The 12,808-nt window shown below is 39.2% G+C and carries 15 protein-coding genes; 14 read left to right on the top strand and 1 reads right to left on the bottom strand.

The window, feature by feature from the left end:
• The first annotated feature begins 152 nt into the window (after positions 1–152).
• The 13 genes from tnpA (at position 153) to ciaH (ending at position 11,348) form a co-directional block, all read left to right on the top strand.
• Positions 153–617, top strand: coding sequence for an IS200/IS605 family transposase (gene tnpA, locus OC529_RS05840; RefSeq protein WP_262081697.1), 465 nt, complete (start codon positions 153–155; stop codon positions 615–617).
• A 235-nt stretch (positions 618–852) separates the two neighbouring features.
• Positions 853–1,173, top strand: a complete 321-nt coding sequence (locus tag OC529_RS05835; protein WP_049511752.1) for a PadR family transcriptional regulator — start codon at positions 853–855, stop codon at positions 1,171–1,173.
• A 3-nt stretch (positions 1,174–1,176) separates the two neighbouring features.
• On the top strand, positions 1,177–1,992 hold the full coding sequence (locus OC529_RS05830; RefSeq protein WP_049511751.1) for a hypothetical protein: 816 nt from the start codon (positions 1,177–1,179) through the stop codon (positions 1,990–1,992).
• 74 nt (positions 1,993–2,066) lie between these two features.
• Positions 2,067–2,993: an aldo/keto reductase family oxidoreductase gene (locus OC529_RS05825; RefSeq protein WP_262081696.1), complete on the top strand. Its 927-nt coding sequence runs from the start codon at positions 2,067–2,069 to the stop codon at positions 2,991–2,993.
• 99 nt (positions 2,994–3,092) lie between these two features.
• The gene (locus OC529_RS05820) at positions 3,093–3,329 is read left to right on the top strand and encodes a DUF2829 domain-containing protein (protein WP_000141913.1); all 237 of its coding nucleotides are present in this window, start codon (positions 3,093–3,095) and stop codon (positions 3,327–3,329) included.
• Positions 3,322–4,020, top strand: a complete 699-nt coding sequence (locus OC529_RS05815) for a 3-oxoacyl-ACP reductase (RefSeq protein ID WP_262081695.1) — start codon at positions 3,322–3,324, stop codon at positions 4,018–4,020. Before OC529_RS05820 ends, OC529_RS05815 begins: the two co-directional genes overlap by 8 nt.
• Before the next feature lie 9 nt (positions 4,021–4,029).
• Positions 4,030–4,461: an NUDIX hydrolase gene (locus OC529_RS05810; RefSeq protein ID WP_262081694.1), complete on the top strand. Its 432-nt coding sequence runs from the start codon at positions 4,030–4,032 to the stop codon at positions 4,459–4,461.
• Between the two features lie 55 nt (positions 4,462–4,516).
• Entirely contained in the window at positions 4,517–5,245 is a 729-nt protein-coding gene (locus OC529_RS05805) for a GNAT family N-acetyltransferase (RefSeq protein ID WP_262081693.1), read from the top strand.
• Positions 5,246–5,286: 41 nt separating this feature from the next.
• The gene (locus tag OC529_RS05800) at positions 5,287–6,135 is read left to right on the top strand and encodes a putative PEP-binding protein (protein ID WP_262081692.1); all 849 of its coding nucleotides are present in this window, start codon (positions 5,287–5,289) and stop codon (positions 6,133–6,135) included.
• Positions 6,132–6,572 carry an ASCH domain-containing protein gene (locus OC529_RS05795; RefSeq protein ID WP_173213704.1) on the top strand — a complete coding sequence of 147 codons (441 nt, stop codon included), beginning with the start codon at positions 6,132–6,134 and terminating at the stop codon, positions 6,570–6,572. The genes OC529_RS05800 and OC529_RS05795 overlap by 4 nt, the downstream gene beginning before the upstream one ends.
• A gap of 122 nt (positions 6,573–6,694) precedes the next feature.
• Positions 6,695–9,241, top strand: a complete 2,547-nt coding sequence (locus tag OC529_RS05790; RefSeq protein WP_173213701.1) for a M1 family metallopeptidase — start codon at positions 6,695–6,697, stop codon at positions 9,239–9,241.
• 108 nt (positions 9,242–9,349) lie between these two features.
• A complete protein-coding gene (gene ciaR, locus OC529_RS05785) occupies positions 9,350–10,024 on the top strand; it encodes a two-component system response regulator CiaR (protein WP_000590639.1) in 675 nt (224 codons plus the stop codon).
• Complete coding sequence (gene ciaH, locus OC529_RS05780) at positions 10,014–11,348, top strand: two-component system sensor histidine kinase CiaH (protein WP_173213699.1); 1,335 nt, start codon at positions 10,014–10,016, stop codon at positions 11,346–11,348. The genes ciaR and ciaH overlap by 11 nt, the downstream gene beginning before the upstream one ends.
• A 28-nt stretch (positions 11,349–11,376) precedes the next feature.
• On the opposite strand, the gene OC529_RS05775 is transcribed toward ciaH, so the two are convergent.
• Positions 11,377–11,664: a DUF3270 domain-containing protein gene (locus OC529_RS05775; protein WP_050390168.1), complete on the bottom strand. Its 288-nt coding sequence runs from the start codon at positions 11,662–11,664 to the stop codon at positions 11,377–11,379.
• 139 nt (positions 11,665–11,803) lie between these two features.
• Between OC529_RS05775 and OC529_RS05770 the strand changes: the two genes are divergently transcribed.
• Positions 11,804–12,733 (top strand): peptidase U32 family protein, encoded by a 930-nt coding sequence (locus OC529_RS05770; RefSeq protein ID WP_101785251.1) that lies wholly within the window; start codon positions 11,804–11,806, stop codon positions 12,731–12,733.
• Positions 12,734–12,808 lie beyond the last annotated feature (75 nt).

Here is a 12,808-nt window from a genome sequence, read left to right as displayed (position 1 = left end):
TTTATTATGTGACTTTCAGTCCGTCTCGCTCCGTTAGGTGCGAGACAAAAAACCACCCGCTATGCGGGTGCGCGTCAAAGGTTATACCAAAAAACTCCGAACGCGATACAATAAAGGTGTTCAAGCCAATTGTAAAGCGAAAGGAGAAAAATATGGCACAAAAGGCTCATAGTTTATCGCACACAAAGTGGTACTGTAAGTATCACTTTGTGTTCACCCCTAAGTATAGACGAAAAGTTATCTATAATCAATATCGAAGTAGTTTAGGCGAAATATTTCATCGTTTGTGTAGTTATAAAGGAGTTGAAATTATCGAGGGTCACTTAATGCCAGACCATGTACATATGTTAGTAAGTATTCCACCAAGGATAAGTGTTTCGAGTTTCATGGGTTATTTAAAAGGAAAAAGTGCACTCATGATGTTTGACAAACACTCCAATCTCAAGTACAAGTTTGGGAATAGGCATTTCTGGGCGGAAGGTTATTATGTAAGTACAGTAGGGCTTAATGAAGCCACAATTAAGAAATATATCCAAGAACAGGAAAAACATGATATAGCACTAGATAAATTGAGTGTAAAAGAATATGAGGATCCCTTTAGGGATAGTGGTAAGTAATACTAAAGCCTCTTTGAGAGGCAAGTGACGAGTCAAGAGCAATGAGGCTTGAACAAAGTGAAAGCCAGCGTCTTTAGGCGCTGGCTGGTAATTTGGGCTTATAGCCCTGGTTCAAACCACCCGTTAGACGGGTGGTCATGATTTAACTATTATGCTTTACAAACTAGTTTAGAAGTAGTATTCTATAGGTGATGCCACTAGTAGGTATTACAAAATAGATTAGAAGGGAGAAGGGATGAAAGAAACTCAGCTATTAAAAGGTGTTCTTGAAGGTTGTGTCTTGGATATGATTGGTCAAAAAGAGCGATATGGTTATGAGTTGGTTCAGACTTTGCGAGAGGCTGGATTTGATACTATCGTTCCAGGAACTATTTATCCTTTGTTGCAAAAGTTAGAAAAAAATCAATGGATAAGAGGCGACATGTGCCCGTCGCCAGATGGTCCAGATCGGAAGTATTTTTCATTAACGAAAGAAGGAGAAGAGCGTGTCTCGGTCTTTTGGCAACAATGGGACGATTTGAGTCAAAAAGTAGAAGGGATTAAGAATGGGGGCTAAACCATGAAGAAAATGAAGTATTATGAAGAAACAAACAATTTGTTGCATGAGTTTTTTGAGGAGAATCAGCAGTATTTTGAGGAACTGTGGGATAGTTTTAATCTTGCTGGATTTCTCTATGATGAGGACTATCTCAGAGAGCAGATTTATTTGATGATGTTAGATTTCTCAGAAGCAGAACGAGATGGCATGAGTGCAGAGGATTATTTAGGTAAGAATCCTAAAAAAATAATGAAAGAGATTCTCAAGGAAGCACCACGCAGTTCTATCAAAGAGTCCCTTTTGACGCCAATTCTTGTCCTAGCGGTATTACGTTATTATCAACTACTAAGTGATTTTTCTAAAGGTCCTCTCTTAACAGTCAATTTGCTCACATTTTTAGGGCAACTTCTTCTTTTTCTGATTGGATTTGGACTTGTGGCCACAATCTTACGTTGGGGGCTAGTCCAAGATTCTCCTAAGATGAAAATTGGCACCTATATTGTCGTTGGGATTCTTGTTCTGCTAGTTGTTCTGGGATATGTAGGAATAGGAAGTTTTGTACAAGAAGGAGCATTTTATCTTCCTGCTCCCTGGGATAGTTTGTCTGTCTTTATGATTTCCCTAGTCATCAGTATTTGGAATTGGAAAGAACCGATTTTTCGTCCCTTTGTCAGTATGATTATTGCCCATCTTGTGGTGGGTTCTCTACTCCGTTATTATGAGTGGATGGGAATTTCAAATGTTTTTCTTACAAAGATTATTCCTTTAGCTGTTCTTTTTATTGGCATTTTTCTATTATTCCGTGGGTTTAAGAAGATAAAATGGAGTGAAATATAGTCAAAAAGCCGTTTTAAAGCGGTTTTTTGTTATAATGAAGGGAAGAATGTTAGAAATTAAAGGAGAAAAATTTGATGAGATACATAACTCTTGGTCAAGATGACAAAGAATTATCAGAAATTGTTCTCGGAATGATGAGAATAAAAGATAAGTCTGTAAAAGAAGTTGAAGAGCTTGTAGAAACAGCACTTTCTGTTGGAATCAATGCTTTTGACTTGGCTGATATATATGGTCTTGGTCGTTGTGAAGAACTGTTAGGTCTTGTCCTAAAAAATCGTCCAGATTTAAGAGAAAAGATGTGGATTCAGTCCAAATGTGGCATTCGCATTGAAGAATTTACCTATTTTGATTTTTCTAAGGACTATATTATAAAATCAGTTGACGGAATTTTGCAAAGATTGAAGATTGATCATCTAGATAGCTTGCTTCTTCATCGACCAGATGCTTTGATGGAATCTGACCAAGTAGCAGAAGCCTTTGATCTCCTTTATAAACAAGGTAAGGTTCGAAATTTTGGAGTTTCTAATCAAAATCCTATGATGATGGAGTTACTTAAAAAAGATGTCAAGCAGCCGTTAGCTGTTAATCAGCTACAATTGAGTGCGGCTTTTACTCCAGGATTCGAATCAGGTTTTCGTGTTAATATGGAAGATAATCAAGCAGCTATGCGAGATGGCAGCATTTTTGAATATTGCAAATTACACGATGTGGTCATTCAATCATGGTCTGTCTTACAATTCGGGTATTTTAAAGGGAATTTTGTTGGAAATGAGAAATTTCAAGCTTTAAATCAAGTACTTGATCGTTTAGCTATTAAATATGGAGTAACCCCTTCAACTATTGCCATTTCTTGGATATTGCGTTATCCAGCAAAAATGCAGGCAGTTGTAGGTACCACAAATCCTAAGCACTTGAGAGAAGTTAGCCAAGCGGCAAACTTTAGCTTAACAAGAAAAGAATGGTATGAAATTTATCTTGCAGCAGGGAATAATTTGCCGTAAGTAGAAGCAGATGTAAATAAATCACAGTCAAAAAGCCGTTTTAAAGCGGTTTTTTTGTTATAATGAAGGGGAGAATTATTGATATTAAAGGAGAAAAACATGACATTTGAAGAAATTCTACCTGGATTAAAGGCTAAGAAAAAATATGTACGAACTGGTTGGGGAGGTGCTGAAAACTATGTCCAACTTTTTGACACCATTGAACAAAACGGGGTTGCACTTGAAGTGACACCTTATTTCCTAATCAACGTGTCTGGAGAAGGAGAAGGTTTTTCCATGTGGAGTCCGACACCTTGTGATGTTTTGGCGACGGATTGGGTAGAAGTGCATGACTAGACGTGTATTGATTACGGGAGTGAGTTCAGGGATAGGTCTGGCTCAGGCTCGACTCTTTTTAGAGAAGGGCTATCAAGTTTATGGAGTTGACCAAGGTGAAAATCCACTCTTAGAGGGTGATTTTCACTTTTTACAGAGAGATTTGACCTTGGACTTGGAGCCTGTTTTTGATTGGTGCCCTCAGGTTGATGTTTTGTGCAATACTGCTGGAGTGTTGGATGCTTATAAACCCCTATTGGAACAATCAGCGCAGGACATTCAAGAAATTTTTGAAATCAACTACGTTACTCCAGTAGAGTTGACTCGGTATTATTTGACGCAAATGTTGGAGAATAAAAAAGGGATTATTATCAACATGTGTTCCATTGCCTCAAGTCTAGCAGGCGGGGGTGGTCACGCCTATACTTCTTCGAAGCACGCCTTGGCTGGTTTCACCAAGCAGTTGGCTCTAGACTATGCAGAAGCTGGGATTCAGGTATTTGGTATCGCTCCAGGAGCAGTCAAGACAGCCATGACTGCTGCCGACTTTGAACCAGGTGGATTGGCTGACTGGGTTGCTAGTGAAACACCAATCAAGCGCTGGATTGAACCAGAGGAAGTGGCAGAAGTCAGTCTTTTTTTGGCCAGTGGAACAGCAAGCGCCATGCAAGGACAAATCCTTACAGTAGACGGTGGCTGGTCTTTGAAGTAGGAGGATCTGATGGAAATTAAAAGACACTTTGGAGTCTACGCTGTTTGCTTTGAAAATGGGAAATTACTCTGCATTGAAAAAACGAGAGGCCCTTATCAACATCGGTATGATCTACCTGGAGGCAGTCAGCAACTTGGTGAAGGACTGACGGAAACGCTGACTAGAGAAGTTATGGAAGAGACGGGATTTACTGTTAGAAGCTACTCTAATCCTCGAATCTACGATGTTTTCGTCAGGGAAGAGTTAAAAAATTTTATGCTTCACCATGTCATGGCCTTGTATGATGTTAAAATGAATGAGAGTGCACCTCAAGTTACGATTTCGGAAGCTGTGTCTTATGGTGCGAATGATTCACTTGGATATATTTTGATGGATATTCAAGAGATTACAGAAGAGAATGCATCGCAGTTAGTCTTGAAGATCAAAGCAGAATTATTATGATTTCCAGAATTAGATATGACAAGCTATAGAAATTGGAAGGTGAAGTAGGGGGATAATGGAACTATTTAAAACATGGAAGAAAAATATGGTTCTCTATGGTCTTAAATCTCAAATCGGAACTGTCTACCGAAACAGTGATAGGACAACAAGCTTTTATGATGTTGGGAATTTTCTATACCTAGCAGGGGAGTTGGATTCCAGATTTTGGGAAGATTTTGTTAGGAAATATGGTTTAGATTATAAGATTATTATTTCAGAAAATACCAATTGGCAAGATTTTCTGCATCGGAAAGTGGGGTTAAATTCTTTTACTCGCTATTCTTTTAAAGATAAGGCAAATTTTCAAGTTGAATTTTTAAATAATCTAGTTACTCATTTAGAGGAAGGTTACAATATTGTGCCTATTGATAATCATATTTATAACTGCTTTTCTGAGGAAGAATGGTCACAAGATTTACAGGGGGATTTTGAGTCCTATCAGGATTTTGTTTTAAAAGGTGGATTTGGCTTTGTGATTCTTAAAAATAATGAACTGATTGCTGGGATTTCCTCAGGGTTAGTTTACCGTGGAGCAGTTGAAGTGGAAGTTGCAACTAGACCAAACGAACAAGGAAATGGATTTGCTAAAAAGCTTGGTGCTGCAATGATTCTAGAGAGTTTAAATAGAGATATGTTTCCACTTTGGGATGCTCATAACGAGGCTTCCAAAAAAGTAGCAGAATTTTTAGGATATGAGTTAGCTGAACCTTATGAAGCTTTTGAACTAGAGGAAAATTTCACATAATTATATATGATATTGTATCTTTTAAGACGAGGTGAATGGCTATGAAAAATCAACTTGCCCTTAGTGGCGAAAAAATTCTTGAAAAAGTTTACCCACAACTATTTCATCATGTTGGCATGATTCGTGGGGAATATTTATTGAGAGAGCTCAATCAAAACATCCTGTTATCAAGTTGTCAGCAATTTGTAAAAGATTATCTAGACACTATTTGTTCCTTGTACTCGGATGAAGAGGTCTGGTATCGTTTTTCAGAATTAACGAATACAGAAGCCAATTGTTTAGAGGGAACTAAAGAGTATTTTGATGAACGTCATCCTTTGTTTGGTTATAGAGGAACTAGACGTTTACTAGCGTGTTCGGATGAATTTCAGGCTGAGGCAAATGTCGTTACAGAAGTTTATCAAACCAATCCCAATCTGTCTGTTATTTTTCCTTTTGTCAATGATGCCGATCAATTAAAGCAAGCTATTAGAGTATTACATCAGCATGGTTTTACTGGGAAAGTCGGAACGATGATTGAATTACCGTCAGCGTATTTTGACTTGGATAGGATACTGGAAACGGGCATTTCAAAGATTGTAGTTGGAATGAATGATTTGACTTCTTTTGTTTTTGCGACCGTGAGAAACAGTCAATGGCATGATATGGAAAGTCCAATAATGTTAGATATGCTAAGAGATATGCAGGATAAAGTAAGGATGAAAAAGATTGATTTTGCTGTAGCAGGCTATCTGAATACTTCTTTCATACAAAAAATAAATCAGATGGATATCGAATGCATTCTCCATTACAGCTCTATTCCGGAGATTTTTGATTTAGAAATTGACCATCCAGACCACCTCAAACGTGTAAAAGAAGAAAGTAAAAAATTACAAAGGAGAAACCCATGACACCGCAAGAAATGTGGAATAAATACAAACAAATCAATCCTTCTATCGGAGATGAAATCGATGCTTGGGCTTTTGGAGTGGAAGCCGATCTCTTGGCAGATTTGGTTTTAAAAGGAGAAAAGACAGCAACAGCTTCAGCCTACGACCTCTACGCACTAGAAGATGAACCCCTTCCGCAAGAAGGGACCTTCGATGTCATTTTAAATAGCCAAGATCAAGCTGTCTGTATTGTCGAAATTACAAAGGTTTCTGTTGAACCCTTCAATCAAGTTTCTGCTGATCATGCCTTTAAAGAAGGGGAAGGTGACAAATCTTTAGCCTATTGGCGTCAGGTTCATGAGGATTGTTTCGCCGAGTGGCTGAGGGAGGCAGGACAGACTTTTACACCTGACAGCAAGGTTGTTTTAGAAGAATTTCGCAAGGTCTACCCCCTGTAGACTGTTAGACGGAAGAAAGTTTTAGAAATCGCTGTCCAATCCTTTTTTCTTAGACAAAACATGATATAATAAGTTTGTTTGAAGAAGAGCTCTAGCTCTTAAACTTAGAATAGGAGAAAACTATGCAAGCAGTTGAACATTTTATTAAGCAATTTGTTCCTGAACACTATGATTTATTTTTAGACTTGAGTCGTGAGACCAAGACGTTTTCAGGGAAGGTGACCATCACTGGTCAAGCACAGAGTGACCGTATTTCCCTCCACCAAAAAGACCTGGAAATCGCTTCTGTAGAAGTTGCAGGTCAAGCTCGTCCATTTACAGTTGACCATGACAATGAAGCCCTTCATATCGAATTGGCTGAGGCTGGTCAAGTTGAAGTGGTTCTTACCTTTTCTGGTAAAATCACAGACAACATGACAGGGATTTACCCTTCTTATTACACAGTTGATGGAGTCAAGAAGGAAGTCTTGTCTACTCAGTTCGAGAGCCATTTTGCGCGCGAAGCCTTTCCATGTGTGGATGAGCCAGAAGCCAAAGCAACTTTTGACCTCTCTCTACGTTTTGACCAAGCAGAAGATGAATTGGCCTTGTCTAACATGCCAGAAATCGATGTTGAAAACCGTAAGGAAACAGGTATCTGGAAGTTTGAGACAACACCTCGCATGTCTTCTTACTTGTTAGCCTTTGTTGCGGGTGATTTGCAAGGTGTGACGGCTAAAACTAAAAACGGTACCCTGGTAGGTGTCTACTCAACCAAAGCACATCCACTTTCAAATCTTGATTTCTCACTGGATATCGCTGTTCGCTCTATCGAGTTTTACGAAGATTACTATGGAGTTAAGTACCCAATTCCTCAATCTCTCCATATCGCCCTTCCTGATTTCTCAGCTGGTGCTATGGAAAACTGGGGTCTGGTGACCTACCGTGAAGTTTACTTGGTTGTGGATGAGAACTCTACATTTGCTAGCCGTCAACAAGTTGCCCTTGTTGTTGCCCATGAATTGGCTCACCAATGGTTTGGTAACCTCGTAACTATGAAATGGTGGGATGACCTTTGGCTCAATGAAAGCTTTGCTAACATGATGGAGTACGTCTGTGTGGATGCTATTGAACCAAGCTGGAATATCTTTGAAGATTTCCAAACAGGTGGAGTACCTCTTGCTCTTGAACGTGACGCTACTGATGGCGTTCAGTCTGTCCACGTCGAAGTTAAACATCCAGATGAAATCAATACGCTCTTTGACGGAGCTATCGTCTATGCCAAAGGAAGTCGCCTCATGCACATGCTTCGCCGTTGGCTAGGTGATGCCGATTTTGCCAAAGGTTTACATGCCTACTTTGAAAAACATCAGTACAGCAATACAATTGGTCGTGACCTTTGGGATGCCCTTGGTCAAGCGTCAGGACGTGATGTCGCAGCCTTTATGGATTCTTGGTTAGAACAGCCTGGTTACCCAGTTCTTACTGTCAAAGTTGAAAATGATGTCTTGAAGATTTCACAAAAACAATTCTTCATCGGTGAGAACGAAGACAAGAACCGTCTCTGGGTTGTGCCACTCAATAGCAACTGGAAAGGCTTGCCAGATACACTTGAAACTGAAAGCATCGAAATTCCAGGCTACGCAGCTCTTCTTGCTGAAAATGACGGAGCTCTTCGTTTCAATACTGAAAATACAGCCCACTACATTACCGACTATCAAGGAGACTTGTTGGATGCAGTTCTTGCTGACCTAGTTAATCTTGATAACACAAGTAAACTTCAAATCGTTCAAGAACGTCGTTTGCTTGCTGAAGCAGGGCACATTTCTTATGCTGACTTGCTCCCAGTCCTTGATAAACTTGCTAAGGAAGAATCTTACCTTGTCGTTTCAGCCATTTCTCAAGTAATTTCTGCCCTCGAGCGCTTTATCGATGAAGGAACAGAAGCTGAAATAGCCTTCAAAGCCTTGGTTGCTAAATTGGCTCGTCACAACTATGACCGTCTTGGTTTTGAAGCTAAAGACGGAGAATCAGATGAGGATGAATTGGTTCGTCAGTTAGCCATTTCTATGATGATTCGCTCAAATGATGCAGAAGCTAGCCAAGTCGCTAGCCAAATCTTCGCGGCTCACAAGGAGAATCTTGCAGGACTCCCAGCAGCAATTCGCTCACAAGTTCTGATCAATGAGATGAAACATCATGAGACTAAAGACTTGTTAGCACTTTATCTTGATACTTATACTCACGCAACAGATGCTGTCTTTAAACGTCAGTTGGCAGCAGCTCTTGCCTATAGTAAAGATGCGGACAATATCCAAACCTTGATTGCTTCTTGGAAGGACAAATTTGTGGTCAAACCGCAGGACTTGTCTGCTTGGTATTACCAATTCTTAGGTCATCAAGCAACTCAGGAAACAGCTTGGTCTTGGGCGCGTGAAAACTGGGCTTGGATTAAGGCAGCCCTTGGTGGAGATATGAGCTTTGATAGCTTTGTTATCCTTCCTGCACACGTATTTAAGACTCAGCAACGCTTGGCAGAGTACAAGGAATTCTTTGAGCCACAACTTTCTGACCTTGCTCTTAGCCGTAACATCGGTATGGGAATCAAGGAAATTGCAGCGCGTGTTGACTTGATTAACCGTGAAAAAGCTGCAGTGGAAGCAGTCGTTCTTCAATACGGAAATGCATAAACAAGCCTAAAATAAAAAGAAAACTCAGCTATCTCATGTAAAATGCAGAGAGTTGAGTTTTTTTTAAGGCAAATTTGGTATAATGGTTTTAATAAGGAGGAGTTTCTCATGATAAAAATCTTATTAGTTGAGGATGACCTAGGCCTGTCAAATTCAGTATTTGACTTTTTAGACGATTTTGCGGATGTCATGCAGGTATTTGATGGAGAAGAAGGTCTCTATGAAGCTGAAAGTGGCGTCTATGATTTGATTTTGCTCGATTTGATGTTACCTGAAAAAAATGGCTTCCAAGTCTTGAAAGAATTGCGTGAAAAGGGGATTACGACTCCAGTTCTGATTATGACTGCCAAGGAAAGTTTGGATGACAAGGGACATGGATTTGAACTGGGAGCAGATGATTATCTGACTAAACCTTTCTACCTAGAAGAACTCAAAATGCGGATTCAAGCCCTTCTCAAACGTTCAGGTAAGTTTAATGAAAATACCTTGACTTATGGAAATATTGTGGTTAATTTGTCAACCAATACCGTTAAAGTCGAAGATACTCCTGTCGAATTGCTGGGGAAAGAGTTTGATTTATTAGTTTATTTCCTTCAAAATCAAAATGTTATTTTGCCTAAGACTCAGATTTTTGATCGTCTATGGGGATTTGATAGTGATACAACGATTTCGGTTGTCGAAGTTTATGTTTCAAAAGTCCGTAAGAAATTAAAAGGAACCACTTTTGCAGAGAATTTGCAAACCTTGCGCAGTGTTGGGTATATTTTAAAAGATGTTCAGTAAACTAAAAAAAACATGGTGTGCGGATGACTTTAGTTATTTTATCCGCAACTTTGGTGTCTTCACTCTGATTTTCTCTACCATGACTCTGATTATTTTACAAGTCATGCATTCGAGTCTTTATACTTCGGTGGATGATAAGCTCCACGGACTGAGTGAAAATCCTCAAGCAGTTATTCAGCTGGCAGTAAATAGGGCAACAGAAGAGATTAAAGATTTAGAAAATGCCGCTACAGATACTAGCAAGACTGAGATAAAACCCAATGTCAGTTCCAATACGGAAGTCATTCTCTTTGATAAGAACTTTACTCAACTTCTTTCTGGAAATCGATTTTTGGGCTTGGATAAGATTAAGTTAGAAAAGAAAGAACTAGGCCATATCTATCAGATTCAGGTTTTTAATAGCTATGGGCAGGAAGAAATCTATCGTATGATTTTGATGGAAACCAATATTAGTTCGGTTTCAACCAATATCAAGTATGCTGCTGTCTTGATAAATACCAGTCAGTTAGAGCAGGCCAGTCAAAAGCATGAGAAATTGATTGTGATTGTGATGGCAAGTTTCTGGATTTTGTCTTTGCTTGCCAGTCTCTATCTAGCTAGGGTTAGTGTTAGGCCCCTGCTTGAGAGCATGCAGAAGCAACAGTCCTTTGTGGAAAATGCCAGTCATGAGTTACGAACTCCACTCGCAGTTTTGCAAAATCGCTTAGAGACCCTTTTTCGTAAGCCAGAAGCTACCATTATGGATGTGAGTGAAAGCATTGCATCGAGCTTGGAAGAAGTCCGAAATATGCGTTTTTTGACGACAAACTTGCTGAACTTAGCTCGTAGAGATGATGGGATTAAGCCAGAACTTGCAGAAGTTCCAACTAGCTTTTTTAATACGACTTTCACAAACTATGAGATGATTGCTTCGGAAAATGATCGTGTCTTCCGTTTTGAAAATCGGATCCATCGCACGATTGTCACAGATCAGCTTCTCTTGAAGCAGTTGATGACTATCCTATTTGATAATGCTGTCAAGTATACTGAAGAGGATGGTGAAATTGATTTTCTTATCTCGGCGACCGATCGCAATCTGTATTTACTTGTTTCTGATAATGGAGTCGGTATTTCGACAGAAGATAAGAAGAAAATTTTTGACCGCTTTTATCGAGTTGATAAGGCTAGAACCCGACAAAAAGGTGGTTTTGGTTTAGGATTATCTCTGGCCAAGCAAATTGTAGACGCCTTAAAAGGAACCATTACTGTTAAAGATAATAAACCCAAGGGAACAATCTTTGAAGTGAAGATTGCCATCCACACACCATCTAAAAAGAAAAAATAAACATATCGCTCCGGATGGGGCGATATGTTTATTTTTTAAGTTTTCGTTTGATAACAGAGCGTTGGACTTTTAAAACAAGTAAGCTGGATACTATTGCTGCAGGTAAGGCGAGCACAGTTGTTAATTTTAATGATAAAAAGATAAAACTAAAGATGGCAATGCAGATACAAAAAACAGCGATATTGACAAAAAATAAAATTTCTTTGAGATTGCTATCAGTTTGTGCTTCAGGTGTATAAGCTTGATAATGAGGAAGTTGCTGGTTTAATTCTTCTTGATAGTCTACCTCATAGGATTGTAATTTTCTTACGGGCATGATTCTCTCCTTAACAGTACATACCTATTTTATCATTTTTTCAGCAGAGAATTATTACAGAAAGGTTACAAAAAGAATAAAGTCCCTTTTCATTTTCAAAGCATAGCTGATTTTTGAGAAATGTGGTATAATTTTTCTTATGGAAAAGATTATCATTACAGCAACTGCTGAAAGTATTGAACAAGTTAAACAACTGCTCGAAGCTGGCGTAGACCGTATCTATGTCGGTGAGAAAGATTTTGGCCTTCGTCTGCCAACAACCTTTAGTCATGACCAATTGCGTGAAATCGCTAAGCTGGTTCATGATGCTGATAAGGAATTGATTGTTGCAGTCAATGCCCTCATGCACCAAGATATGATGGACCGTATCAAACCTTTCTTAGACTTTTTGGAAGAAATCAAGACAGACTACATTACGATTGGGGATGCAGGTGTCTTTTACGTAGTCAACCGCGATGGTTATTCATTTAAGACCATTTATGATGCTTCAACTATGGTGACAAGCAGTCGTCAGATCAACTTCTGGGGACAAAAGGCTGGCGCATCTGAGGCTGTTTTGGCGCGTGAAATTCCATCAGCTGAACTTTTCAAAATGCCAGAGATTTTGGAAATTCCTGCTGAAGTTTTGGTTTACGGTGCTAGTGTCATCCATCATTCTAAACGTCCGCTCTTGCAAAACTACTATAACTTTACGCATATTGATGATGAAAAGACTCGCAAGCGTGACCTCTTCTTGGCTGAGCCAAGTGACCCAGAGAGCCACTATTCTATTTTTGAAGACAATCATGGTACCCACATCTTTGCCAACAATGACCTTGATTTGATGACCAAATTAACAGAATTGGTGGAGCATGGCTTTACTCACTGGAAATTAGAAGGTCTCTATACACCTGGTCAGAACTTTGTTGAGATTGCAAAACTCTTTATCCAAGCGCGTAGCTTGATCCAAGAGGGCAACTTTAGTCATGACCAAGCCTTCTTGCTGGATGAAGAAGTGCGCAAGTTACATCCTAAAAACCGTTTCCTTGATACAGGATTTTATGATTACGATCCTGACATGGTTAAATAAAGTAAATGATTCGTTGAGAGAAGGAAGATGCAAATATTTCTTCTCTCAATTTTTCTTATTCTCCAATATTTTCAA

The organism is Streptococcus sp. Marseille-Q5855 (assembly GCF_946901985.1).
Lineage (GTDB): Bacteria > Bacillota > Bacilli > Lactobacillales > Streptococcaceae > Streptococcus.
This window is presented reverse-complemented; position numbering and strand designations above follow the sequence as displayed.